Genomic DNA, 25252 nt, shown 5'->3' on the forward strand with positions numbered 1-25252 from the left:
GCAATTTTCTCCTTGGAAAGGGTTCTGGGGACACGTGCGCGGTCATCTCAAAAGCGGGAGCAGTCCGTAGGTGAACTTGATGAGGTAGTTGACGTACACATTGAGGGGGCGCGTCTCGTTCGGGCTCACCTGCACCGCCTGCGCCTGGCCCGCGCCCGCAACCGGACCACCCGTGGTCAGCGTGCTGGCGACGCTGGGCGCGCCTGCTGCTGTTCCACTGGGGGAGGTGGCCGAAGGGGCTGGTGCGCTGCTGTAGGTGTGCTCATGCGTCTGTACGGCAAACGGCTGGATGGAACCCACACCATCGCTCGCACCCTGGCCGCCAGGCGGCTGGCTGCGTTGGTCGATGTCCGGATCGTTGCGGGTGCCCGTGCCAATACCGCGAAGAAAGTAACCACGGTAGTCGGGGATGTTGAAGTTGTCGTCAGCACCGCCATACACGTAGCCCAGCACGGCAAACAGTTCGGGGTAGTCCACACAAGGCAACGTTCGGCCATCGCAAACCATCCATCCCCACGCCTCCAGGGGGTTGGTGGTGTAAGCGGCTGGGCTCACCGCAGCAGCAGGGCTCGCGCTGTCGGGCGGCCCCAACGTGCCAGCAAACGCCGTCACCGAACCCACGGGGAGGTCGCCAAAAGCTGGCCGACAGAAGAAGGGGCTGGCTGCCCCCGGTACCACGATCATGGTGCAGCCCCCCCAAGGGCGGGCAGGTCCGCACCCCCTTCGTCGCCCGGCGCATCCAGCACCTGCATGGAGGTAGGCACCACCACCTGCCAGCACGGCCCCAGGCGGTGCGCAGGACTCTGTTGCCGGGGCCCTGCATGCTTGAGGTCGTTGAGCAGTGCGATGTCGTCCGCATTGACGGGGGCAAGCCGATCCGGGGCGCTCCAGAGCATGCCCGCCGAATAAAAATACAGAAAGGCCAGGACATGCGCTGGCTGCACGGGCAGCAGCACGCGCGCCTGACCAGCCTGCAAGAAACTGGCGAACAAGGCATCGTCGTCGGCCGCAAGGCTCCCCAGCTCCGGCACCCCGCCCGCAGCGCCCAGGCCAGGGCTGGCATAGAAGCTGTAGGCCATTTCATTCCACTCCAGCACTTCGTCGAAGAACTGCAGATAGCGGGGCTCATTGACCATGAATTGCGATGGCGGAGACCCCCACGCGGCACCTGCGGACATGCCAGTCAGGGTCAGCAGGCGTTCCAGCAACAGGCGCAGACAGGCATTCTTCAACTCACGCTGCTCGATCTGCCGACGGGCCAGCGGCGAACAGGCCGGTGCGGGAGACGATGGCGCGCCGCCTTGGGCGCGGCCATGGTATGCCGCCATCCGCTCCTGATAGCCACGCACGATGCTGGCGTAGGTACGGATGCGCCACTGGTCCATGCATCGACTGGAAGGCGCGCAGCCGATCTCCACGTTGACCTGCAACGGTTGGTCGCCGGGTGGCGAGAAGCCGGGTGGATAGTCCATCACGGACACCGGCACGGTTTCGTCCTCTCCGTGAAGCGCCACGGGACTGGCCGCAGCGCCTGGGGTCACGGTTTGCCGCCCCACCAGCACGACAGGCGCCTGTTGGCCAGGGGACGCTCCAACCCAGCTGACAAAGGCCTGGGTAGCGCCGTACCCTGCGGGAACGGCGATCTGCTTTTCTTCACCGTTGCGCAGTGTGGCCGAGGCGAAGCGCACTGCCAGCGGGGGCGGATCCAGATCCAGCACGCCGTAGTAGGCCCCGAGCTGTGCGTAGTTGCGCGGGCCGCCCACCTTGATGTCCTCGAAGGTGGCCACTCCCATTTGCAGCGGTGACAGCGGCTTGGCGAAGTCCTGCCCCGCCAGCGCCTGCTCCTGCGCAATCAAGCCCGCTGCGGGCTGGCACACCATGAACTCCATCATCAACCGCTGGCCGTAGTTCACAACGCACGCCTCGTACACCTTGTTCACCCAGCGGAACACGGCGCGCATGTTCCGGATGCCCGAGGTGTTGTCGATCAGGCTGACCACCGCATCTTCGGTCTGGCTCATCGTGCTGCTGGAGCGCGTGTGGCTGACACTGCGGCTGATGCGGTTGACCGTCTTGTTCAGAATGTCGCGTGCAAAGCGGGTGGTGTCGTCCAGCCCCGGGTTGGCGCCTTGCTGCACGGCCTTGGTCCAGGAACCATCCAGGGTGGCCTGCGTGGGAGGGCCGTAGCTGCTGGTGAACTTGTTGTACTGGTGGGTCTCGGTCGCCTCGGCCACGGTCTTGCGCGACTCTTCCTGCAGATTGCTGCGTTCGTCCGCCGCATCGTTCTGCAGGACATGCATCTCGGCCAGCGTCTGCTTTTGCTCATCCTTTTGCCGGTGGGTGCGTTTGTGCGTGACCTCCCGGCGCTCACCGCGCATCACGTTTTCTATGCGTGCGATCTCTCCGCTTTGGTAGCGCAGAAGGCGCTGGCGCACCATCTGCAAGTCGCCAATGGCATAGGGCTCGATCCAACCGTCGGGGGCCACGGGCGGAGATCTGTCTGCCGAGCGGGCCGGTGGCAAAGGAAAAACCTGGGCCGGCAGCACCACAGTGGCCTCGCGCAGCAATGCAATTTGGGCGGCACTGATGGGGGCCGGCTGCAAGGGCGCTGGCGTCTCTGATGCGGCGCCGACTGCAGCTATGTCCTGGGCTTTGGGCTGCAATGCCACCGCGATCAGATGGGCCATCTGCAAGGTGCGGGTCAACCCGTCCAGCAAGGCAGCGTCATACCCCAGGGTGATGACCAGGGCGAAGTAACTCTGCCAGACCCTGTCCAAGGTCTGCAGGTAGTTTCCAGACTCCAAATAGCTCCAGGTCAGGGCGTACCGCTGCAGCAACTGCGTGACTTCCGCACGGGCGGTCGCCAGCCACTCAAGCGGCTTGTCATGAGGCGCGGGCAGTTGCTCCAGCAAGGACGCAAACTGGCCCATGGGCCCGGGAAGGCGGTCCAGGTCTCCGATGAAGAGTCCCTGGTAAGGGGCATCTCCGTCAATGAACCGCAGCGCCAGTGACTGCACGGCTTCACGGCCTTGGGCGCGTGCCGCTACCAGGTCCTCAAAGAAACTGCAGCAAGGAGGGCTGGCACTGGCGTACTGGACAAAGCCATGCAAAAGATCCGAGGATGAGATCTTGGGCCAGCGGCGCACGTACACGTAAGGAAACAGCTCCTCCGGATGGCTATTGATGACAGGCAGAGGCTCGACGGGATCGACCGGCGGGGCTGGCGGCACCGGCGTGGGAACAGGCGGCAATGGACTGGGAGGCTGGGGGGGCGGAAGGGGCCCACGCATGGGGCACGCTGCCATAAGGCCTTCAAAGTGGTGGTCATCCGCCTGCCCCCGCATTCCATAGTGGATGTCGGCAAAGATGGCCGTATTGGGGACGCCGTCGATGTGCACCGGCGTTTTCTGCTGCAGGTAGCCCGACACATAGCAGCCCGAGGAGAATCTGAATTCAAACGGCTGTGCGGGCCAGTGTCTGGTGACGGTGACCCGCTGGCGCTCCGACTCCCCCGAACTGCAGGACACGCTAACACAGGAGGGGACATCGTCGTGGGGTGCACGGTTGATGGTGATGTCGAAGATCAGGCAGCCATCCATGGCGCTCCATCTTCTTTGGACCATTTCGTTCACAGCATGCATCCTGGGTGGACGGCGAGGGCTGCGGAGCATCGGCGCGGGGGCGCTCAACAGCCCCCCCGCACCGACGCACCGCTTCAGCACATCACAATGTTTTCGAGGTTGAACGCGAACGGCGTCGAGTTGGCGCCAGGGCCGCCACCCGTCATCACAATGTCCGCGCTGGCAATGCCCAGGAGGGACAGCTCGGTGTTGATGTTGGAGATGATGGCCGAGTTCATGACCTGGCCCTGCACGATCTGGGAGGCCACGCCAATCCAGATGGTGGGCTTGAACTCAAACACTGCCTTTTGCTGGGGCGCGATCGAGGTCTTGATGGCCAGGAGCTTCCCATCCTTGTAGCAGCTGGCGTTGATGGCGCCTTTGGGCAGCGCATTGAGCACCTGCACTTCCCTGGAGCTGCTGCCATTGCCTGCGCGCACGAGCCGGTCGCCAGAGGTGGTCAGGGACATCTGGAACAGCTCGCCGTTCTGGGCATCCAGCTGCGGCGTGTAATTGCCGTAGCTGTCGCTGGCCCCCACCTGCATGCCCATGGGGAAGGTGAACGGATGGTTGTCGCCCTGGCCACAGTACTTGATGACCTGCCAGGCCACCGCCAGTTCGTCAAAATTGGTGGCGACATTCTTCTGGAATATCACGACCTCCGAGTTGTTCGTGTCGTTGGAGTTGTTGATGAAATTGAGTTGAACGCCCATGAGTTTCTCCTGTTGGTGAAAGTGGTGGCAACACGCCATGCGTTGCCCGTTTGCCCCTCGGCCTTGAAGCCCGAAAAGCGAACTCTGTGGATGCAGACCTGCCCGGATGGTCAGATCTGCACGATGTTTTCGAGATTGAATTCGTAGGGTGTGGAGCCCTCGCCAGGCCCTCCGCCCGACATCACGATGTCTGCGCTGGCGATGCCCAATAACGACAGCTCGGTATTGGCATTGCTCATGACAGCAGAGCTGATGGCCGAGCCCTGCGCGACCTGGGACGCCACGCCAATCCACAGCACCGGCTGGTATTGAAAAACTGCCTTTTGGCCCGGTGTGACGGCAGTTTTCATGCCCACCATCCGACCATCTCTGAAGACGCAGATATTGACCGCGCCCTGGCCCAGGTCGTTGAGCACATCGATTTCAGAGGATGCGCTGGCCAGCCCTGCACGCCGCAGGCGCCGTCCCCCCGATGCGGTGGACTCCAGCCGGAGCATCTGGCCGTTCTCTGCGGCCATGCGGGGTGAAAAATTGCCGTACTCATCGGCAACACCCACCTCGAAACCTGCCGGAAACGCAAAGGGGTGATAGCAGTCACGCCCGCAGAACCGGATCACCTTCCAGGCCATTGCCAGCGAGGCCATGCCGGTGAGCTGGTTCTTCTGATACATCACCACCTCCGACTTATTGCCGTCGCGGGACTGGTTCACAAATCGCAGCTTGATATCCATGGGGACTCCTACCTGATGTCCTGTCGCTGGGTTGCTTGGCACTGCGTTTTTGAAGCAGTGATGCGACTGTAGGCAGGCCCGCAAAGCAAAGCGATTACAGGCAATTACAGGCAGGAGCTCCACCAGACGGCGCGCGCTGGCCCACGGCAAGCGACCGCATTTGGCGTGGAAGATAGAGAGAGGCGCTGGTGTCCCTGAAAATCTGGCTATAATCGCAGGCTTCGACACACAGGAGAGGTGGCAGAGTGGTCGAATGTACCTGACTCGAAATCAGGCGTAGTGGCAACACTACCGTGGGTTCGAATCCCACCCTCTCCGCCACTGACAAAGCCCTGATGCTATTTAATCGATAGCGCAGGGCTTTTTCTTTGGCGCATCGTGAACGGACAAGGGCGACACCACCGCCGTCCCTTGCAATCCATCCCTCAGCTTCTCTGGCGCGCGATGTGCTGGGGTCCCAGTTCGCTGCAACCCGTGGCGCCGAGCATGGCGAGGTTGCGATCGACCTCGTCGCGCAGCAGGGTGATTGCGTGGAGCACCCCCGCTTCACCGGCAACGGCGGCTGCATAGTTGAATGGTCGGCCCACCAGAACCAGGCGCGCGCCCAGCGCAATGGCCTTGAGCACGTCGGAGCCGCGCCGAAAGCCCCCATCCACCAGCACCGGGTAACTCGGGCCTACGGCCGCTACCACGTCTTCCAGCACGCGCATGGGCGATATGGCCCCGTCGAGCTGGCGCCCCCCGTGGTTGGACAGCACCACGCCATCGGCCCCGGCATGCTGCGCCTGCAACGCGTCCTCCACGCTGAGCAGGCCCTTCACGACCAAGGGCCCCTTCCAGCGGCGGCGAATGGCCTCAATGTGGCGCCAGCTCAAATGGTCGCGCGCCGAGAAGTCGCGCAGGACCGTGGAAGAAACAATGGGCGCACCGCGCGTGGCGAACGAATTTTCAAAGTGCGGCATGCCGTGGCGCAGCAGCGTGCGCAAAAAGGTTCCCGCCACCCAACGCGGCCGAACGAGACCATCCCATGCCAGACGCAGGCTGGGGCGCAAGGGTGTGGAGAAACCCGTGCGGATGTTGTTCTCACGGTTGGCGGAGATGGGGATATCCACCGTGACGACGAGGGTGCGAAAACCTGCACGCTCCACGCGGTCGATGAGCGCATCAATGCGTGCCTGATCGCCAGGTAGGTAGGCCTGGAACCAGGTGCCCGGGCTGTCGCGGGCCACGTCTTCCATCGGAATCAGCGACGTACCGCTCATCACAGACGCAATGCCCATGCGCCGTGCAGCACGCGCCAGCACAAGATCGCCCCGGTAGGTGGACAGCGCATTGATGCCCATGGGCGCTATCCCGAAAGGGCTGCTGTAGCGTTCGCCAAAGAGCTCGACGGATTGCGACCGTTGCGATACATCTCGCAGGACCCGCGTCACGAAGGCAAAGTCTCCAAACGCCGCGCGGTTGTCGCGCAACGAGGCGTTGTCCTCCGCCGCACCGGCGATGTACCCGAAGATGGGCCGGGGCAGACGCCTGCGCGCGGCGTCCTCAAAGTCGTGCAGCGACAGCATGCGGCGCAATACAGCAGGCGAGCGCGGCGCGGTGGTAGACGGCGTAGCAGTGGAGACGGGCATGGCAGATGGTCATTGCGTTGAGGGATCAGCGCCACTGTAGATTTCCGCATCAGTGAATAAAAGCGGAATATTTAGAATGACTTTGTTCGCTTTTTGCCAATATCTCTGCACATGCCCCATCCCTCGGTCAAACAACTTGAAGCCTTCTGGTGGGCGGCCACCTGCGCCAATTTCGCCACGGCAGCGGAGCGGGTGCACCTGTCGGTCTCGTCGCTGTCCAAACGCATCAGCGAACTGGAGTCCACGCTGGGCCAGTCGCTGTTCGACCGCAGCGGGCACCGTGCCGTGCTCACCGAGGCGGGGGAGCGTCTGCTGCCGGCCGCACTGGAAGTACTCAACGCCATGGCGGCGCTGGGCCATACGCTAGGCTCCCGCGAGGAGCTTGCGGGCCGCTGCCGTTTTGGCGTGGGCGACCTCTCTGCGCTCACGTGGCTGCCCACCTTTGTGGCGGCAGTGCGGCGAACGCACCCACGCCTGGCTCTGGAACCTTGCGTGGACGTGGGTGGGGTGCTGGAGCGCCGCCTGGACGGCGGCGAACTGGACTTTGCCGTGATCGCAGGACGCTCGTCGCGCAGCACACTGCTATCGCAGCCCGTGGGCGCCGCGCGCTTCGCCTGGGCCCTGTCACCCAGCCTGGCGGGCGCCAGCCGCCTGGGCATCAAAGCGTTGCTGCAGCAGCATCCCCTCGTCACGCTGCCGCCAAGCGCTGGCACCACGCGGCTGCTGGACGACTGGTTGCTGGCGCAAGGTGTCACCGTCCGCGAGCACATCCTGTGCAACAGCCTGGGGGCCGTGGCGGGCATGCTGCGCGCAGGAGTGGGTGTGGGGTTTCTGCCCTCGGGGTGGGTGGGCCGGCTGGGTTTGCGCACCCCGGGCGCACGCACGCCACTAGCGCCGCTGCAATACAGCTTCCAGTGGCGCCGGGGTGATGCGCGGGCACTGATCCCCGCCATGCAACGCCTGGCGCAGGCAGAGGTGGACTTTTCGGTGTCGCCTGCGCTAGGGATGTCCTGCATAACCCTCGCGAGTCGGTGGTAGTGCGGATCGGGTGGGGCCGCAAGGCGTCTTTTGGCAGCCAATAGCCGGGCTATTGGCAAGAAAAGCAACGCAGCGGACTGCCCGAGACCGCGCTATCACAGACCGCAGGGAGTTATGCAGGACATCCCTAGGGATCCTCTGCACGAATTGAACGGCAAGTGGGCGCTGCGGAGCGGGATGGGCTGCAAGGCGCAAAAACGCAGCAATAGCCGTAGCTAGCGCGAGTATTTGCAACGCCACAGACCGCCCGAGGCCGCAGATGCACACGGCGCGGTGATTCGTGCAGAGGGTCCCTACGACTGGCAGCTTGAGGGCCCGGCGCGTTCCCGCAAATACGCCAGGACTTCACCGTATGCCCCTTGAAACTCAATGCGGTCAGCCCGGCTCTCGCGCTGGTAGGCGTACATGGGGTCGTAGTAACACCGCAGCAGCGCCGTGATCCAGTCGCGGTGCTGCGCAGCATCGCCCTGCGCCTTCTGCTGGGCCAGGGCGCGGAGCATCGTCGCCCGCAGCATCTGGTGACGATCTCCCCCCAGGCGCTTGTGCAGTTTGTCCAGGCTTTCCAGCAGGCGGGCAGAGAAGGCGTCAAACCCCTGCACCTCGCCCTGCGCAGCACAAAACTCGGCGCACTGCGCGACCACGTAGTCCCGCAGGATGCGCTCGACCCTGGCTTCAAAGGGCTCCTCGACATACACCATCGGGGCCTGCTCCAGGCACAGCCTCAGCTCCAGCGGCACAGCGCAGCGCCCCACATGCCGGCCCTCGTCCTCGACGACGAACAGCCGCTGCCCTGCCGCGCGCTTCTTGAGGATGTCGATGGCCAGCTGGTTCTCGAAATCAATCTGCGCGGGCTGGCCGCTCACACGCTGGCCAAAGCTGGATCCCCGGTGGTTCGCGTGCCGCTCCAGGTCAAGTCCGCTGGCCAGCTGTTCAATCAACTCGGTCTTGCCGGTGCCCGTGAGCCCGCCAAGCACCACAAACCGGCATTCCTGGGCAGCAGCCTGCGTGGTCTGCAGCAGGAAGGTGCGCATGGCCTTGTAACCACCAATCACGCGGGGGTAGTCGATGCCCGCTTCGCTCTGCAGCCACTGCTGGACGATCTGGGAGCGCAAGCCGCCGCGAAAACAATAGAGCACGCCCTGCGGATGGGCCCGCGCAAACTCGGCCCAGGCCTGGATGCGCGCCCGCTTGATGTCGCGGGATACCAGCGAGTGCCCCAGCGCAATGGCCGCCTGCTGGCCCCGCTGCTTGTAGCAGGTTCCCACCTGCTGGCGCTCGGCATCGTCCATCAAGGGTAGGTTGACCACTGCAGGGAAAGCCCCCTGGGCAAACTCCACGGGTGCACGCACATCCATCATGGGCACATCGTTCAGAAAGATGTGCCGGTAGTCGGCCAGGTTCTCCATGGTCAGCCCAAAACGACAGCGAAGGCCTGTCGCGCCGTCAAGTGGCCGATGGGCGCAAGCTGCAAGCCACACCCGGCTGCCACTTGCAGAAAATCGCGCTCGCCTTCGGGTGCCACGGCAACCAACAAGCCGCCGCTGGTCTGTGGGTCGCACAACAGTTGCTTCTGCGTGTCGTCCAGCGGCGCAATCCTGGCGCCATAGCTGTCGAAGTTGCGCTGGGTGCCGCCGGGCACGCAGCCTTTGGCCAGGTAGTACTCCACGCCGCTCAGGCGCGGTACGGCGGCATAGTCAAGGACCGCCGTCAGGCCACTGCCATCGGCCATCTCGACCAGGTGGCCCAGCAAGCCAAAGCCCGTGACATCGGTCATGGCCATGACGCCCGGCAACTTGCCAAAACGGCTGCCGGGCTGGTTGAGGGTGCACATCAGGTCGCGCGCGCGGCCTACGTCCTCGGGCAGCAGCTTGGCCTTTTTCTCTGCGGTGGTGAGGATGCCGATCCCCAGCGGCTTGGTCAGGTACAGGCGGCAGCCCGCCGTAGCGGTGTCGTTGCGTTTGAGGTGGCGTTTTTCCACCACGCCCGTCACGGCCAGCCCGAAGATGGGCTCCGGCGCATCTATCGAATGCCCGCCGGCCAGCGGAATGCCTGCAGCATCGCACACCGCGCGTCCGCCGCGTACCACCTCGCGTGCCACCTCGGCCGGCAGCACATTCACCGGCCAACCCAGGATGGCAATGGCCATCAGGGGGTCTGCACCCATGGCATAGATGTCGCTGATGGCATTGGTGGCAGCAATACGCCCGAAGTCGAACGGGTCGTCCACGATGGGCATGAAAAAGTCGGTGGTGGACACCACACCGCGTTCGTCGTCCAGCGCGTACACGGCAGCGTCGTCCCGCGACGCATTGCCCACCCACAGGCGCGGGTCCAGGTTCTGGGCGCCGCTGCCCGCCAGGATCACGTCAAGCACCTTGGGGCTGATCTTGCAGCCACAGCCTGCACCGTGGCTGTATTGGGTGAGACGGATGGGGGGGCTGGGGGAGGCGTTGCCAGGAGGGGTGTCGGGAGAAGTCATGGCCGCATTGTCCCGAATCGGCGCCCCACAACCATTGCGGGGCCGCAAAAACACCAGGGCCTGCCCGCGCATTTGATTTGCGTGGGCAGGCCCTGCGGGGTGCGCCCGGCCAAAGCCGATCCGGGGCGCAACACGTGGCCGGTCAGGCCGCGGGTGTCAGCTCCGACACTCCGCCCATGTAGGGGCGGAGAACGGCCGGAACCTCGACGGTTCCGTCCGCACGCTGATAGTTTTCCAGCACCGCCACCAGCGTGCGGCCCACGGCCAGGCCGGAGCCATTCAGCGTGTGCAGCAGTTCGTTCTTGCCTTGTGCATTCTTGAAACGGGCCTGCAGGCGGCGGGCCTGGAAGGCTTCGCAGTTGCTCACCGAGCTGATTTCGCGGTAGGTGTTCTGCGCGGGCAGCCACACTTCCAGGTCATAAGTCTTGGCGGCGCCAAAGCCCATGTCGCCGGTGCACAGGCTCATCACGCGGTAGGGCAGGCCCAGCTTCTGCAGGACGGTCTCTGCGTGGCGGGTCATTTCTTCCAGCGCTTCGTAGCTCTTGTCGGGATGCACGATCTGCACCATCTCGACCTTGTCGAACTGGTGCTGGCGGATCATGCCGCGCGTGTCGCGGCCGTAGCTGCCAGCCTCAGAACGGAAGCACGGCGTGTGGGCCGTGAGCTTGATGGGCAGGTCGGACTCGGCCACCACCACGTCGCGCACAAAGTTGGTCAGCGGTACTTCGCTGGTGGGGATCAGGTACAGCGCAGCGTTGTCCGGCACAGGCTCGCCGTCCTGGCCGCCCTTCTTGGCGGCAAACAGATCGCCTTCAAACTTGGGCAGCTGGCCGGTGCCCTTGAGGGAATCGGCGTTCACCGCGTAGGGCACATAGCACTCGGTGTAGCCATGCTCCTGGGTCTGAACGTCCAGCATGAACTGGCTGAGGGCACGGTGCAGGCGGGCAATAGGCCCCTTCATCACGGTGAAGCGCGAGCCCGAGAGCTTGACGCCCATGTCGAAATCGAGCCCCAGCGGGGTACCTACGTCAACGTGGTCTTTCACTTCGAAGGCAAAGGTGCCGGGCGTACCCCAGCGACGCACTTCCACGTTGCCCGCTTCGTCGCTGCCCACAGGCACTGACTCATGCGGCAGGTTGGGCACGGCCACCAACATGGCCTGAAGTTCGGACAGGATCTGTTCCAGGCGGGCGGCGGATTGCTCCAGTTCCACCTTGCCTGCAGCCACCTGGGCCTTGATGGCTTCGGCGCCGTCCTTGTCGCCCCGGCTTATGAGCATGCCGACCTGCTTGGACAGCTGGTTGTGCTGAGCCCGCAGCTCTTCGGTGCGGGTCTGCAGCGTCTTGCGCTCGGACTCCAGGGCCTGGAAAGCGGAGACGTCCAGGAAGGCCTGGGGCTTTTTGCGGGTTTCCAGCCGCGCGATGGCGGTGTCGAGGTCTTTGCGGAGGAGAAGAATGTCAAGCATGGCTGGATTTTAAAGGGGTGGTCGGACTGGGCTCAGGCAAGGATTGCCGGGTCGAAGTTGGCGCCGCAGAGAATGAGGGCCACCGTTTCCTGCGGCTGGGGCTTGTAGGCACCGATCTGCAACGCCGCCAAACCCAGCGCGGCAGCGGGCTCCACGGCCAGTTTCAACTCTTTCCACAGCCACAGCTGGGCGGCGCGGATGGCGTCGTCGGGCAGCAGCAGGGCATCGTGCACATGGCGCTGGCTGAGCTCCCAGCCAATGGCGCCGATGCGGCGCGCGCCGAGGGAATCAGCGGCCACGCCACCCACGTCCACATCCACCGGCTGGCCTGCGGCGCGCGCCGCGTGCAGGGTGGGCGCAAGTTCTGGCTCCAACGCGACAACATGGGCGCGGCTCTCCACCCACGCGGCCACGCCGCCGATGAGGCCACCGCCGCCCACACTGACCAGCACAGTGTCGGGCAGGCGGCCACCCTGCTCTTCCATCTCCAGTGCCAAGGTGCCTGCACCGGCCACCACCTCAGGCTGGTCGTAGGCGTGGGCCTGCAGCGCGCCGGTGGCCTTCTGGCGGGCCACGCAGGCCTCGAAGGCTTGTGAATAGGCAGCGCCGGTGACGACCACCTCGGCGCCCAGCGCGCGCAGCCGGGCGCGCTTGGCCTCGGGCGACACCTCGGGCACAAACACCTCGCAGCGCACACCCAGCGCCTTGGCGGCAGCAGCCACTGCAATTCCGGCGTTGCCGCCAGATGCAATGATCACGCCACTCTCGGGCACCGGGTTGGCCAGCAGGCGGTACAACATGCCGCGCGCCTTGAAGCTGCCGCCCACCTGCAGGTGCTCCAGCTTGAGCCAGACCTCGGCGCAATCCACGCCCAGGGACTTGCCAGAAACGCGCATCAGCGGCGTGGTGCGCAAAAAATCAGGCTGGGTGGCCAGTTGGTGGCGGGCGGCGGCGATGGCGGCGCGGTCGATCATGCAGGGGCTCCGGTGAAGCTGGTGGGGTCAAAAGAAGGGGCAGTGTAGGGGTTGCCCGCAACATGCAGACACAACGCTGACTGCACGCGCGCCGCACAACTGCCGATAACATGGGCAGAGCAGTTCCCACCCCAACGCGGTGGTCGGCCTGCGCGCAGGAGAAAAAGCATGTTCTTTGTGTTCGGCCCGTCGGGCCAGATGTACCGGGGTGGCCCTGAAAACCTGGCGCGTATTTCTGCGGTGCGCAGCGTGCAGCGCCCGCAGGCCCTGCGCACGCGAGCCATGGACGCGCAAGATGGCCAGCCGGGGCCCATCTTCACGGCCTCGCCCCGTCCCACTGCAGCCGATGCCAGCGCTGCCGCACCTGCCGCCATCGTCAACCTGCGCATGCACGACGCCGTGAGCGCCTATGCGCAAACCGAACAAGGCCCCCAGGCCACCGCCCGCCAGCCGCTGACCAAGGTGAGCGACGTGATGACCACCGGTGGCGTGAGTGTGGCGCCCGGTGTGCGCGTAAACGATGCCTGGCAGACCCTGGCCGAGAACAAGGTCGCACAGGCGCCGGTGGTGGATGCGCTGGGCCGCGTGATTGGCCTGCTGCTGCGGGCCGACATGGCGCCGCTGGACCTGCTGCCCGAGCCCGGTGCCGTCAAGCAGGCCATTGACCTGGCGCGCCGCCCGGTATCCGAAGTGATGGTGAGCCCCGTGCCCACCGTGTCGCCCGACACCGAGCTGCGCCGCGTGGCCGCCGTGCTGCTGGACACGGGCCTGCCCGGCCTGCCGGTGACCGACGAGGCGGGCGTGCTGTCGGGTTTTATCTCCCGCACCGACATCCTGCGCGCGGTGGCGGCGGACCCACCGCTGGATTTGTGGAGCGGGCCTGCGATGGCGCTGTAGCGCAACCCATCCTGCACGGCGACAAAATAGGATTCAAATCAGGCCCTAGCGCTTATCCATCAAACGCTAGCAGCTATCAATTAAGAAGCAAAAACCAACAAACACCTTCCCATGAGGCGCCCGCTGCCCCCAGATCAATGCCGCGCAGGCCCGGTCTCTGGTGTGCGTTCGGTGATGCTCAAGCCGGTGGTCGCGTCGATTTTGAGCCCCTTGGGCAGCGGGAACTTGATGGTTTCCTCGATGCCCGCCATGGTGCGTACCGACACAGCACCCAGCGCCTTGATGCGGTCGATGACCTGCTGCACCAGGATTTCCGGCGCCGAGGCTCCGGCGGTCAGCCCCACGCGGGCGAGGCCATCAAACCATTCGCCCTTCAGCTCGTCGGCGCTGTCCACCATGTAGGCGGTGGTGCCCAGCTTGGCCGCCAGCTCGCGCAGGCGGTTGCTGTTGGAGCTGGTGGGGCTGCCCACCACGATCACCACGTCCACCTGCGGACTCAGCACCTTGACGGCATCCTGGCGGTTCTGGGTGGCGTAGCAGATGTCCTGCTGCTTGGGCTCGCGCACGCTGGGAAAGCGCGCGCGCACGGCGGCAGAGATTTCGGCCGCATCGTCCACGCTCAGTGTGGTCTGCGTGACCACGGCCAACTTCTCGGTCTGTCGCGGCTGCACCCGGGCCACGTCTTCCACGTCTTCCACCAGGTGGATGCCATGATCGAGCTGGCCCATGGTGCCCTCGACCTCGGGGTGGCCCTTGTGGCCGATCATGATGAACTCGTAGCCCTCTTTGGCGAGCTTGGCCACTTCGACGTGCACCTTGGTCACCAGCGGGCAGGTGGCGTCAAAAATGCTGAAGCCACGCGCCACGGCCTCTTGCTGCACGGCCTTGCTCACGCCGTGGGCACTGAAGACCAGCGTGGCGCCGGGCGGCACGTCCGACAGCTCTTCGATAAAGATCGCGCCCTTGGCCTTCAGGTCGTTCACCACGTAGGTGTTGTGCACGATCTCGTGGCGCACATAGATGGGGGCGCCAAATTTCTGGATGGCGCGCTCCACGATCTCGATGGCGCGGTCCACCCCTGCGCAAAACCCGCGCGGCTCGGCCAGCAGGATCTCTTGCGGCGCCTGCATCACAGGATCCCGATCAGCTGCACTTCAAAGGTCACCGGCTGGCCCGCCAGAGGGTGATTGAAGTCGAACAGCACCGCGCCGTCGTCACGCACCTGCATCACGGCCCCCGCGTAGCTGCCCTGGCCGTCGGGCGTGGGGAACTGCACCACGTCGCCCACGTTGTACTTTTCGTCGGGGTCGCCCAGCTCATTCATCAGCTTGCGCGCCACCCACTGCTGCATGTCGGGGTTGCGCTCGCCAAAGGCCTCGCCCGCAGGCAGCTCGAACGTGGTGCGCGTGCCCTCGGCCAGGCCCAGCAGGCGCTGCTCCATGGCGGGCGACAACTCGCCCGTGCCCAGCGACAGGGTGGCGGGTTTGTCGGCAAAGGTGTTGATCACATCGCCTGCAGGGCCCGCCAGACGGTAATGCAAGGTGAGGAAAGAGCCCGACTGGACGGTGGGAACGGAGGCATCGATAGAGGTCATGAAAGTCCCGATAAACTGGCCTGCATTGTAGAAAACCGGGCAAAGCCCTACGCCCGTCACTCCCTGACAGGCGTCAAAGACCCTCGCGCCATGCCCCTCAAAGACCTGCCCGCCGACGCCCAGCCCCGCGAAAAACTGCTGGCGCGCGGCCCCGCCGCCCTGGCCGATGCCGAGCTGCTGGCCATCCTGCTGCGCACGGGGATCGTGGGCAAGGGCGTGCTGCAGATGGCGCAGGAGCTGCTGGACCCGCCCGGCATCGACCCGGACACGGGCGCCATCACCGGCGGCTTTGGCGGCATTGCCGGCCTGCTGCACACCAGCGCGGCCGACCTGGAGCGCATCAAGGGCCTGGGCCCCGCCAAGCGCGCCGAGCTGGTGGCGGTGCTGGAGCTGGCCCGCCGCGCACTGACCCAGCAGTTGCGCGAACGCGAGGTGTTCGACTCGCCCGATACCGTCAAGCACTACCTGCAGCTGCACCTCGCGGCCAAGGGGCACGAAGTGTTTGCGGTGCTGTTCCTCGATGCGCAAAACCGCCTGCTGGCGCTGGAAGAGCTGTTTCGTGGCACCCTCACCCAGACCAGCGTGTACCCGCGCGAGGTGGTGCTGCGCGCCCTGCACCACCAGGCGGCCGCCGTGGTGCTGGCCCACAACCACCCCAGTGGCAGCGTGGAGCCCAGCCGCGCCGACGAGGCGCTGACCCAGACCCTGAAGACCACGCTGGCACTGGTAGACGTGCGCGTGCTCGACCATGTGATCGTGGCGCCCGGCCAGGCGCTGTCGATGGCCGAAAAGGGCCTGGTGTGACTGCGCCTGCGCCCGCACCGGCCCACCCGACGACGGCATTACACGCCGCACTGGCACGCGCTACGCGCGGCCCCGAAGGCCCTATGGGCGCCGCCCAGCCTGCCCCTGCCCCCACCACCACCGCCGTGCCCCGGTCCGCCCGGCGCGCAGGTTTGGCCGACAAGAAGGCTGCGGCCAAGGCGGCGATGCGGCCTGTCCGTCATGCCCCCGCGCCGCCCGCCATCAGTGACAACCCGGCACCGCCCCGACGCCGCGCACCACCTGCCCCTCGCCGGGCAGGCGAACGCATCACCCAGCTGCAGGACCTGGCCACCGTGGCCCGCCGCCTGCGCGAGGACCAGGAACGCCGCGAGGCCGAGGAGAAAGCCCAGCGCGAAGCCGCCGCCCGGGCCGAGGCCGAGCGCCACCTCTTCAGCCGCAGCGTGGGCCCCGTCACGCCGCTGCGCAACCCCAACGTGGCGCGTTTGCGCAAGCACCAGCCCCCGCCGCTGCCCGTGCAGCACTGGCTGGACGAAGAGCGCGTGCTGCGCGAATCCATCAGCGACGACTTTGACGTGACCACGCTGCTGGACACGGACGACCAGTTGAGCTTCCGCCGCCCCGGCATCGGCGTGGAAGTGACGAGCCGCCTGCGCGCGGGCCATTGGAGCATCCAGCGCCAGCTGGACCTGCACGGCCTGCGCGTGGACGAGGCGCGCGAGGCGCTGGGCGACTTCATCCGCCACGCCCACAAGACCGGCCTGCGCTGCGTGCGCGTGGTGCACGGCAAGGGCCTGGGCTCACCGGGAAAGAGCCCGGTCCTCAAAGGCCGGGTGCACAGTTGGCTGGTGCAGAAGAACGAAGTCCTGGCCTTTGTGCAAGCCCGGGGGGATGAAGGTGGAGCAGGTGCGTTGGTGGTCCTGCTACGCTCGGCGCAGAAGATGCTGCGGAAATAGGGCCTAGCTCTTGACAGAAAAGCACTGGGCGCTATCTATTTCAGAGCAATCACTACAGCATCATCCGCACGATACGCTTCCAGAATTTGGCCGTGAAGCTTCCGGTCAAACCGGACCACCCTGCACCCGGACGTAGCAGAAGGGGATGGCGCTGTGGGCAGGGATCCGCATACCTACCTGGCACTGGGGCAAGGTATTTGGCGTAACGATGGTGTAACCGGGGGTTGCCTGGATGCTCAGGATCAACACATCTTCATCCCCGGAGTTGTAGACCACCTCATCAATATTGGCGGGGAAGTTGTACGAGGACCCGATGTAGTTGGCCGCATCAATGCTGCCGTTCGAGTACGCATTGCGTGCACCAAAGACACCGCCCAGCACCAGGGTCACCCCCACGGCTGCCGCCAGCAGCGAGTAGAACCTGGCGCTCTGCCCCTGGCGCCGAAAGGCATTCCAAGCCAGCAATCCCAGGGCACCCACCAAAGCCAGCATCCCCAAGTCAGACAACGTGGGGATCGAGGAACTCAGTCCAAAGCTGATGACTCCGCCGGAAGCCGGCTGCGCCAGCGCTGCCAAAGAGGAAAACAACCCCAAGCCAGCACAGGCCCAGCGGCGGATAGCGGTTCGGTTCATAGTGGCTCCAAAAAGAGAATGGCGGGCAATGAGCCCCCAATAGAGGAGCCTGCTCCACCCATGGCGGTCACTCTAACACGTAACACTTTGTCTCCAAGAGCGGTATTTGTGTCCGTCCAGACTTACTTCGAGAGGTCGATCGCGTACTTCGACGTGCCCTTGCCCGATCCATCATCGGCCGCCAGCAGCGACACATTGGCCAGCCCGCCCGCCTGTGCCACGCTCAGCGCATTGGCACCCGAGCTGAACACCACCGGGCCCGCCGCCGTGGCCTTGGCAAAGCGCCAGCTCTTGGCCGCGCCGTTGGCCATGCGGGTCACCGCCGGGTTCTTGCGGATGTAGTCGATCACCACATCCCGGTTCGCATCGGGTGAGGCCCAGATCGTGCCCGAGCCATCGAGCTTGTCGATAAAGCTCTTGCCGCTGGTGGCGCGGTAGTTGTTGGTGGCGATCACAAACTCCTGCGCCACGTCGATGGGCTTGCCCAGGTAGGTGAGGTTCTTGATGCGGCTGCCCACGGGCTGGGTCACGTCGATCTCATACTGCATGTCGGCGGTGGTGAACATGTCAAAGTTGTACCCAGGGAACGTGCTGATGAGCTGCTGCTCGGTGGTCTTGGCAGGGTCGATCTGGTTGAAGCGCTTGGCGGCGGCCTCCAGCCAGTTCTTGATGTCGCCACCATTGACCTTCACCGCGTACACCGTGTTGGGGTACAGGTAGAGGTCGGCTGCGTTGTTGATGGCCAGCGGGCCCACGGCCACGTCGGTGTAGTCGGCGCCGCCCTGGAAGCCGCTCTTGAACGGAGCACTCACCGACAGCACGGGCAGCTGCGCATACTGCGGCAGGTTGGCCTTGACATAGGCCGCCACATAGGCCTGCTGCGCCTGGTTCACGATCTGGATTGCGCCCGGGTCACCCACATCGGCAAACAGCGTGCTCATGCGGAAGTCGGTCTGGCCGATGGGCGTCTTCACGTACTGGATCGCGGCCTGGTGCTGCGTCTCGATCAGCGGGGCGATGGCAGGGTCGGCATCCACGGTCACCGTCGTGCCCGCAGCGTTCTTGCTCTGGATGTTGCGCAACTCGCTCTTGCTGGCGGATTTGTTGACCACCCACTTGGTGCCATCCCACTGCAGCGCGAGCTGCACCACACCCAAGGCCTTGCCCCAGGAGCTGGCCATCACCGCTGGCACGCCGTTGATGGTGCCCGCCTTGTGGTCCACCCCCGGCAGCTTGAAGCCGGGGATGGCCGCCGTGTCGGGGAACACGCCGTGCTGGTGGCCCATCACCATCGCATCGATGCCAGCCACCTTCGACAGGTACAGGCCGGGGTTCTCCATGGTGGGCGAATACGCCGCGCCGTCCAGCCCGCCGTGCAGAAGAGCCACCACGAGGTCAGCGCCTTTGGCGCGCAGTTCGGGCACGTACTTGTTGGCCGCCTCCACCGCGCCTTCGGTAGTGACCTTGCCTTCGAGGTAGCGCTTGTCCCAGTTCATGATGCCCGGCGTGGTGAAGCCGATCACGCCGATCTTGATGGGCAGCTTCACGTCCTTGCCATCCGCGCTCTTGGCCACCAGGGTGCGCTCCAGCAACGTGTAGGGCTGCACCAGCGGCTTCTTGGTCTTGTTGCTGACCACATTGGCCAGCACCACCGGGAAGCCCGCGCCAGCGCACTTCTTGGAGCCATCCACGCCGTCCACATCCAGGCCGCCGCCCAGCACCTGGTTCAGAAAGGGCAAGCCGTAGTTGAATTCGTGGTTGCCGAGGGTGCCCGCGTCAAAGCCCAGGGAGCCCATGGCCTTGTACATCGACAGCTGCTGCGTGCAGGGGATGGGGTTGATGGTGGCTTCGTAGTCGGCCAGCGCCGTGCCCTGGATGGTGTCGCCGTTGTCCACCAGCAGCGTATTGGCAAACTCCTTGCGCGCGGCGCGCACCAGCGTGGCCGTGCGCTCAAAGCCATAGCTCTTGTCCTCGGCCAGCTTGAAGTAGTCGTAGCTGCGCACGTTGAAGTGCAGGTCGGTGGTCTCCAGCACGGCCAGCGTGGCCGTGGCGCCCGCATTGTTACTGCTGTCGTCGCTGCCACCGCAAGCAGCCAGCGAAGCCGCCAGTGCCACCATGCCTAGCGCGGCAACGCGGCGCGACATGTGCGAAAAAAGAAGCGAATGGATTGGAGTGCGCGCAGACATGAACAGTCCCTGGGTGAAAGAAGGGACCGAGTGTCTGGCAGGGGTTTGACAGCGGTGTGACGCGGCACCCCGTCGTCAGGATGTCAGTCGATGCGGTGCACGTCGCCGTTGTGCGGGGAAGCACTTTCGTGGAACAGGTCTTCGAGGAACTGCGCCAGTTCATGTTCTTCGACAAAGTCGGGGATCACAAAGCCTGAGGGTGTGCGTTTACCATCAGCGCCCACGCGGTAGGCCTGCCACAGCGCACCTTCGCGCCGCACCTCGACGATGCGGCCAAAAACATGGAAACGCGGGTGGTTCATGGGATTCAAGCGTGTCAGGTGGAGCGTGTGCGCTCCATTGCAATCGCCGACGGGGCAAAACCCATTCTCGCAAAAAATTCGGATGCACCTGGACGGCCAGCGCGCAACACCCAGGTGGCTGCGGGCGCCTTGGCCAATGCTTGTTGCACCAACGCGCGCCCCAGCCCCCGGCCCCGAAACGCAGGGGCCACGACCAGCATGGACAAATAACCATTGCTCAGCCCGTCAGTAATGGCGCGCGCATAGCCCACCACCTCGTCCCCGTGCAGCGCCACCAGGTTGCACTGCGACGCAGCCACCAGCGCCTCGAACTTCGACAGGGTGCCTAGCCGGTGCGACCAGCCGTGCGCAACCAGCAAGGCATACACCTGCGGAAGGTCCTGATCAACAAGGTCTCTGACCGCCATGGCCCCTACCCCTGCGGCTCTTGCGGATAGCCATCCCCGATCACCACCCAGGGGGCTTTGGAGTCCACGTAGATGTGTTTTTGGGGCGGCGTGTCGTAGGGCGTGTCCAGCGTGCCCAGCGGCACGGCCACCCAGTCGGCGTGGGCGCCCTCGCTGTGCCACAGCAGGGGCGAGCCACACACCGAGCAGAACGTGCGTGTGACCTGGGCCGAAGACTGGTAGGTGCGCACCAGCGCCTGGCCCTGGACGAAGCGGTGGCGCTCGCGACGCACGTTGCCATAGCTGGCGAACGCTGCACCATGGGCCTTGCGGCACATGGAGCAGTGGCAGTGCGACGAGGCCTTGACGGGCGCGGTGGTCTCATAGCGGACGCCGCCACACAGACAGCTTCCTTGGTGCACAACGGGGTTGTTCATGGCCGTTCTTCCTTGGGGGATGGGCGCGATGCGATGCAGTGACCGTGTAGGCTCAAGGTGCAGCAGCTGCGGCAGAGGGGCTCACTGAAGCGATCAGGTCCACCTCCACCGTCGCGTTCTTGGGCAGCTGCAGCACGCCCACCGACGTGCGGGTGTGCGCGCCCGCCTCACCCAGCACGGTAAACAGGATTTCCGACGCACCGTCGGCCACCTCGCTTTGCTGCGTGAATGTCGGCGCCGACTGCACGTAGACCGTGATGCGCAGGATGGATTGCACCGCATCAAGCGAGCCCAGCGCGCGTTGCAACAGCGCCAGTGCGCGCATCGCGCACACCTTCGCAGCCTTCTGCGCATCGGCCAGCGACGCCCCGGCACCCGCGTCCCCGGTGACCACCACCGTGTCGCCCACACGCGGGATCTGGCCGCTCAGGTAGATGTGGTGCCCATCGCGGACCAGCGGCACGTAGTTGCCGCCGATCTTGATCTCGCCATCAAAGCTGTAGCCCAGGGCCTGGGCCTGATCCTGAAAACGTTGGTCGCGTGACATATGAAGACAAACAAGTGGAGTGCAGACAATGAAGAAGGGCGACGACGGCAACGTCACATCACCCCGCGAAGGGCCTTATCAGCGCATGATGGCGCTCGGCGTCCATGCCCTTGCGCTGCTCCCGCGCCAGCGCATGGCGCGATGTGGGTAGCAGGTAGGCCAGCGGGCGGCGGTCCGGGTCCATGTCCAGGCGCACGGACAGGCCCTGCGTGGCGCGGTAGCCCTTGAGCTGGTTGGCGACCGTGCCTTGAATGACCGGCGGTGTGCCGCCACTCTCCTCGAAGAAGACGAGGTATTGGTCGTGCTGCTGCTGCGTCACCTCAACCCAGACGCCCCAGCCGAAATAGTCATCCCGATAGGTGAAGGGCACGGGCAGCACGCAGCGGATGAACCATCGCTTGCCGTCGAGCGTGCAGAAATCCTGGTTGTAGCGGGCGCGCCGGTAGCGGTCCAGGTAGCTGAGCTCGAACACGGCGTCGGGCAGGCCGCAGCCGATGTCCGTGGCCAGCTCTTCATGCCACTCGCCGCAACTGCCGCAGCGAAAACCGGAGCGCTCGCCGGACTTGCGCGCTTTGGCGGGCGTTGCTGTCTTGCGTGCAGTGGTCTTGCGGGCGGTGGTCACGGGCATGGCGCAGCGGCGGCGAAACCGGCGGGGTAACGGGAGGAGCCCGAATTTAACAGGCGCATCGCATCAGGCGTGCCGTGCGAACGGGTCCACCCGCGAAGCCGGCGACAGCGGCCCCGCCAGTGCACCCGAGGGTCTGGCTCTGCCAGTCCACCGGGTGCATCCCCGTTCAGGGGTAAACCAGCGCATCCGCTCAGGGGGCGCCCCGATTCCTCATCCAGTCGGCCGTGCCCATGAAGCTCTCCTTCAAGCGCGCGCGCAGGTCTGCGGGCACGCCGGTCTCGCCCATGGCCTGGTCCATGCAGGCCACCCACTGGTCGCGCTCCTTGATACCGATAGAAAACGGCAGGTGGCGCGCGCGCAGCCGGGGGTGGCCGAACTGGTCGGTGTAGTACGAGGGGCCGCCAAGCCAGCCGCAGAGGAACATGAACAGCTTTTGCCGCGCCTGACCCAGGTCGCTGCCGTGGGCGGCCCGCAGCTCTGCGTAGCCTGGCTCCAGGTCCATCAGGTCGTAAAAGCGCTCGACCAGAGCGCGCACCCGGCTTTCGCCACCGATCCATTCGAAGGGGATGGCGGCAGCCACGGCTTCGGTGCCTTCGCTACCAGCTTGGGGGGTATCAGAATTCATATCAAAACAAGCCCTAGCGCTTATCCATAAAGCGCAAAAAGCTATCGAAAATATAGCAAATCAACTACAACACAGGCCAAGGCCATGCACCTGCTCACTCTGCCGAGCGCCGCAGCGTATCGACCACCGGGCGCAGCAACACCTCACGCAGGCCCCACCAGCCCGCAGCCAGCGCCAGCACGGCCCCAGCCACGGCGCCCGCCAGGGGCACCCAGGGGGCAGCCGTCCAGGTGAAGTCGAACACAAATCGCGCCAACGCCCAGCCCACGCCCACCGCCACGGCGCTGGCCAGAAAGCCCGCGAGCAGGCCCACGCCCATCAGCTCGGCGCGCTGCACCTGCCGCAGCAGGCTGGCGCGGGCGCCCACGGCACGCATGATGGCGTATTCGCGAGCACGCTCTTCGCGCGTGGCCGTGACGGCGGCAAACAGCACCACCAGCCCAGCAGCCAGGGTGAAGGCGAACAGGAATTCGACCGCGCGGATCACCTGCTCCAGCACACGCTGCACCTGGGCAATGGTGGCACCCATGTCCACGTTGGTGATGTTGGGAAACTGGCGCACCAGGCCGTTGTCAAAGCCGTTGGTCTCGGGCGCACGGTACGCCGCCAGGTAGGTCACGGGCACGTCCTTGACTGTGGCCACGGGGTACATCACGAAGAAGTTGGCCCGCATCGAGCCCCAGTCCACCTTGCGCAGGCTGGTGATGCGTGCCTCGTTCTGCACGCCGCCCATGTCGAACAGCAGGCGGTCGCCCATCTTCAGGCCCAGGGTTTCGGCAATGCCTTCTTCGACGCTGATCGCGCCCTCTTCGCCCGGCGTCCAGGCACCGGCCACCACCTGGTTGTGGGGCGGTGCCTCCACGGCGTTCGACAGGTTGAACTCACGGTCCACCAGGCGCTTGGCGCGGTCGTCGGTGTAGTCGGCCGGGCCCACGGGTTTGCCGTTCACGGCCAGCAGGCGGCCCCGGATCATGGGGTACCAGTCGTACTTGGCCACGCCACCGTCCTTGAGCGTCTGCTGGAAAGCGTCGGCCTGGTCGGGCATCACGTTGATCACAAAACGGTTGGGCGCATCGGGCGGGGTGGCCTTGCGCCAGCTGTCCACCAGGTCGGTGCGCAGCAGCACCAGCAGCACCAGCGCCAGCAGCCCCACGGCCAGGCTGCTCACCTGCACCACGGCATAGGCCGGGCGCGCAGAAATCTGCCGTGTGGCCAGTACCAGCCAGCGGGGCGCGGTGGCCTCGTTCACACTTTTGCGCAGCAGCTTCACCGCCACCCACGACAGCCCGGCAAAGAGGGCCACCGCCCCGCCAAAGCCACCCACGGCAATCAGGCCCAGCGTGATGTCGCTGCTGACCGTGAGCAGCAAGGCGGCAAAGCCTGCCACCCCAATGCCCAGCACCGCCAGCGAGGCAGGCTTGAGCCCCCCCACGTCGCGCCGGATCACCCGCAGCGGCGGCACCTGGGCCAGTTGCAGCACAGGCGGCAGACCAAAGGCAAACAGCAGCGTGAGCCCCATGCCCAGCCCAAACGCCACGGGCCACAGGCTGGGCGGCGGCAGGGCCGACTCGACCAGGCCCGCCAGCAGCAGCACAAAGGCGTAGTGCACCAGATAGCCCAGCGCCACACCCAATGCGCTGGCAAACAGGCCCACCAACGCAAATTCGGCCGTGTAGGCGCCCGCGATGGTGCGCTGGCTCTGGCCCAGCACCCGCAGCATGGCCGAGGCATCCAGGTGCTCGGCCGCAAAGCCGCGCGCGGCCAGGGCCACAGCCACGGCCGACAGCAGCGCTGCCAGCAGGGCCACCAGGCTCAGGAATTTCTGCGCGCGGTCCAGCGTCTGGCGCATTTCCGGGCGGCCGCTTTCGAGCGACTCCACGCGCACGCCGTGCACGTCGGGCTTTTTCGATTCGGCAACAGCCCATTCGCTGAACGCCTTGACCGCAGGGGCCGACCCGATGACGGCGAAGCGGTAGGTCAGGCGGCTTGCGGGCTGCACCAGGCCGGTGGCGGGCAGGTCGGCCTCGTTCACCATCACCCGTGGGGCGAAGCTCATGAAACCGGCGCCGCGGTCGGGCTCGATCACGATGATGCGTGCAATGCGCAGCTGCGAATCACCCAGCAGCAGCATGTCGCCCATCGCCAGGTTCAACGATTCGAGCAGCGGGGCATCCACCCACACCTCGCCGCGCGCCGGGATGTCGCGGGTGGGCTGGTCGAGCGCGCCGGGGGCGTCTGCCACCTTGAGGCTGCCACGCAGCGGGTAGCCCGGGGGCACGCTTTTGAGCGCCACCAGCTTGCTGGCGCCGCCCTGGGCGTCACTGGCGCGGCCCATGGTCGGAAAGCCCAGCGTGGTCACTGTCTGCAGACCCAGGGCCTTGGCCTGCTCGACAAAGGCGGGGGGCGTGGGGTTGTCGCTGGCCACTACGGCATCGCCGCCGAGCAGCTGCAAGGCATCGCGCTGCAGGCCACCTTGCAGGCGGTCGGCAAAAAAACCGACCGACGTGAGGGCAGCCACCGCCAGCGTAACGGCCACGATCAGCAGCCGCAACTCGCCCGCGCGCAGGTCACGGGCCAGCGTGCGCCAGCCCAAGCGTAAAAAAGACAGGTTCATGGCGCTGAACCTT

Annotated in this window: 24 protein-coding genes and 1 tRNA gene; 5 read left to right on the top strand and 20 right to left on the bottom strand. The window is 65.5% G+C overall.

What is annotated here, in order from left to right; genetic code table 11:
* Positions 1-42: 42 nt before the first annotated feature.
* The 4 genes from LPA35_RS20030 to LPA35_RS20045 form a co-directional block, all read right to left on the bottom strand.
* On the bottom strand, positions 43-684 hold the full coding sequence (locus LPA35_RS20030) for a tail fiber protein (protein ID WP_228898534.1): 642 nt from the start codon (positions 682-684) through the stop codon (positions 43-45).
* Positions 681-3623, bottom strand: a complete 2943-nt coding sequence (locus LPA35_RS20035; protein WP_228898882.1) for a hypothetical protein — start codon at positions 3621-3623, stop codon at positions 681-683. Before LPA35_RS20035 ends, LPA35_RS20030 begins: the two co-directional genes overlap by 4 nt.
* 92 nt (positions 3624-3715) lie before the next feature.
* Positions 3716-4333 carry a hypothetical protein gene (locus LPA35_RS20040; RefSeq protein ID WP_176888664.1) on the bottom strand — a complete coding sequence of 206 codons (618 nt, stop codon included), beginning with the start codon at positions 4331-4333 and terminating at the stop codon, positions 3716-3718.
* 110 nt (positions 4334-4443) lie between these two features.
* Positions 4444-5064: a hypothetical protein gene (locus LPA35_RS20045; RefSeq protein WP_121421008.1), complete on the bottom strand. Its 621-nt coding sequence runs from the start codon at positions 5062-5064 to the stop codon at positions 4444-4446.
* A gap of 231 nt (positions 5065-5295) precedes the next feature.
* On the opposite strand from LPA35_RS20045, the gene LPA35_RS20050 reads away from it, so the two are divergent.
* A tRNA-Ser gene (locus tag LPA35_RS20050) sits at positions 5296-5385 on the top strand.
* A 104-nt stretch (positions 5386-5489) separates the two neighbouring features.
* Here LPA35_RS20050 and LPA35_RS20055 read toward each other — a convergent pair.
* Positions 5490-6695 carry an alpha-hydroxy acid oxidase gene (locus tag LPA35_RS20055; RefSeq protein WP_228898536.1) on the bottom strand — a complete coding sequence of 402 codons (1206 nt, stop codon included), beginning with the start codon at positions 6693-6695 and terminating at the stop codon, positions 5490-5492.
* A gap of 111 nt (positions 6696-6806) precedes the next feature.
* On the opposite strand from LPA35_RS20055, the gene LPA35_RS20060 reads away from it, so the two are divergent.
* On the top strand, positions 6807-7733 hold the full coding sequence (locus LPA35_RS20060) for a LysR family transcriptional regulator (RefSeq protein WP_228898538.1): 927 nt from the start codon (positions 6807-6809) through the stop codon (positions 7731-7733).
* Between the two features lie 293 nt (positions 7734-8026).
* On the opposite strand, the gene mnmH is transcribed toward LPA35_RS20060, so the two are convergent.
* From mnmH to LPA35_RS20080, 4 genes are all read right to left on the bottom strand, one after another.
* Positions 8027-9139, bottom strand: coding sequence for a tRNA 2-selenouridine(34) synthase MnmH (gene mnmH / locus LPA35_RS20065; protein ID WP_228898540.1), 1113 nt, complete (start codon positions 9137-9139; stop codon positions 8027-8029).
* Positions 9140-9141: 2 nt separating this feature from the next.
* Complete coding sequence (gene selD / locus LPA35_RS20070; protein WP_228898542.1) at positions 9142-10212, bottom strand: selenide, water dikinase SelD; 1071 nt, start codon at positions 10210-10212, stop codon at positions 9142-9144.
* A gap of 142 nt (positions 10213-10354) precedes the next feature.
* On the bottom strand, positions 10355-11677 hold the full coding sequence (serS, locus tag LPA35_RS20075; protein ID WP_228898544.1) for a serine--tRNA ligase: 1323 nt from the start codon (positions 11675-11677) through the stop codon (positions 10355-10357).
* Positions 11678-11709: 32 nt separating this feature from the next.
* Entirely contained in the window at positions 11710-12651 is a 942-nt protein-coding gene (locus LPA35_RS20080) for a threonine/serine dehydratase (protein WP_228898546.1), read from the bottom strand.
* A 168-nt stretch (positions 12652-12819) separates the two neighbouring features.
* Between LPA35_RS20080 and LPA35_RS20085 the strand changes: the two genes are divergently transcribed.
* Positions 12820-13548, top strand: a complete 729-nt coding sequence (locus LPA35_RS20085) for an HPP family protein (protein ID WP_121507309.1) — start codon at positions 12820-12822, stop codon at positions 13546-13548.
* A gap of 134 nt (positions 13549-13682) precedes the next feature.
* Here the strand turns inward: LPA35_RS20085 and ispH are convergent, their stop codons facing one another.
* On the bottom strand, positions 13683-14678 hold the full coding sequence (gene ispH, locus LPA35_RS20090; RefSeq protein ID WP_228898547.1) for a 4-hydroxy-3-methylbut-2-enyl diphosphate reductase: 996 nt from the start codon (positions 14676-14678) through the stop codon (positions 13683-13685).
* Complete coding sequence (locus LPA35_RS20095) at positions 14678-15142, bottom strand: peptidylprolyl isomerase (RefSeq protein ID WP_228898548.1); 465 nt, start codon at positions 15140-15142, stop codon at positions 14678-14680. Before LPA35_RS20095 ends, ispH begins: the two co-directional genes overlap by 1 nt.
* 90 nt (positions 15143-15232) lie before the next feature.
* On the opposite strand from LPA35_RS20095, the gene radC reads away from it, so the two are divergent.
* Together radC and LPA35_RS20105 are read left to right on the top strand one after the other, a co-directional pair.
* Positions 15233-15946 carry a DNA repair protein RadC gene (gene radC / locus LPA35_RS20100; RefSeq protein ID WP_228898549.1) on the top strand — a complete coding sequence of 238 codons (714 nt, stop codon included), beginning with the start codon at positions 15233-15235 and terminating at the stop codon, positions 15944-15946.
* A gap of 152 nt (positions 15947-16098) precedes the next feature.
* Positions 16099-16881, top strand: coding sequence for a Smr/MutS family protein (locus tag LPA35_RS20105; protein ID WP_228898884.1), 783 nt, complete (start codon positions 16099-16101; stop codon positions 16879-16881).
* Between the two features lie 105 nt (positions 16882-16986).
* Here LPA35_RS20105 and LPA35_RS20110 read toward each other — a convergent pair whose 3' ends face one another.
* The 9 genes from LPA35_RS20110 to LPA35_RS20150 all read right to left on the bottom strand — a co-directional run bounded on the left by LPA35_RS20110 (position 16987) and on the right by LPA35_RS20150 (position 25239).
* Positions 16987-17514, bottom strand: a complete 528-nt coding sequence (locus tag LPA35_RS20110; protein ID WP_228898550.1) for a midcut-by-XrtH protein — start codon at positions 17512-17514, stop codon at positions 16987-16989.
* Between the two features lie 122 nt (positions 17515-17636).
* Positions 17637-19658, bottom strand: coding sequence for a bifunctional 2',3'-cyclic-nucleotide 2'-phosphodiesterase/3'-nucleotidase (locus tag LPA35_RS20115; RefSeq protein WP_228898552.1), 2022 nt, complete (start codon positions 19656-19658; stop codon positions 17637-17639).
* Between the two features lie 125 nt (positions 19659-19783).
* Complete coding sequence (locus tag LPA35_RS20120) at positions 19784-20002, bottom strand: hypothetical protein (RefSeq protein ID WP_121507315.1); 219 nt, start codon at positions 20000-20002, stop codon at positions 19784-19786.
* A 14-nt stretch (positions 20003-20016) separates the two neighbouring features.
* Positions 20017-20409: a GNAT family N-acetyltransferase gene (locus LPA35_RS20125; protein WP_228898553.1), complete on the bottom strand. Its 393-nt coding sequence runs from the start codon at positions 20407-20409 to the stop codon at positions 20017-20019.
* 5 nt (positions 20410-20414) lie between these two features.
* Positions 20415-20825, bottom strand: coding sequence for a GFA family protein (locus LPA35_RS20130; RefSeq protein WP_228898554.1), 411 nt, complete (start codon positions 20823-20825; stop codon positions 20415-20417).
* Between the two features lie 52 nt (positions 20826-20877).
* Complete coding sequence (locus LPA35_RS20135; RefSeq protein ID WP_218298603.1) at positions 20878-21372, bottom strand: RidA family protein; 495 nt, start codon at positions 21370-21372, stop codon at positions 20878-20880.
* Between the two features lie 58 nt (positions 21373-21430).
* Complete coding sequence (locus tag LPA35_RS20140) at positions 21431-22000, bottom strand: DUF2199 domain-containing protein (protein ID WP_228898555.1); 570 nt, start codon at positions 21998-22000, stop codon at positions 21431-21433.
* A 190-nt stretch (positions 22001-22190) separates the two neighbouring features.
* On the bottom strand, positions 22191-22625 hold the full coding sequence (locus tag LPA35_RS20145) for a group II truncated hemoglobin (RefSeq protein WP_228898556.1): 435 nt from the start codon (positions 22623-22625) through the stop codon (positions 22191-22193).
* Between the two features lie 94 nt (positions 22626-22719).
* Positions 22720-25239, bottom strand: a complete 2520-nt coding sequence (locus LPA35_RS20150) for an ABC transporter permease (RefSeq protein ID WP_228898557.1) — start codon at positions 25237-25239, stop codon at positions 22720-22722.
* Positions 25240-25252 lie beyond the last annotated feature (13 nt).

This window comes from Acidovorax sp. Leaf73 (assembly GCF_916855635.1).
Taxonomy (GTDB): domain Bacteria; phylum Pseudomonadota; class Gammaproteobacteria; order Burkholderiales; family Burkholderiaceae_C; genus Acidovorax; species Acidovorax facilis.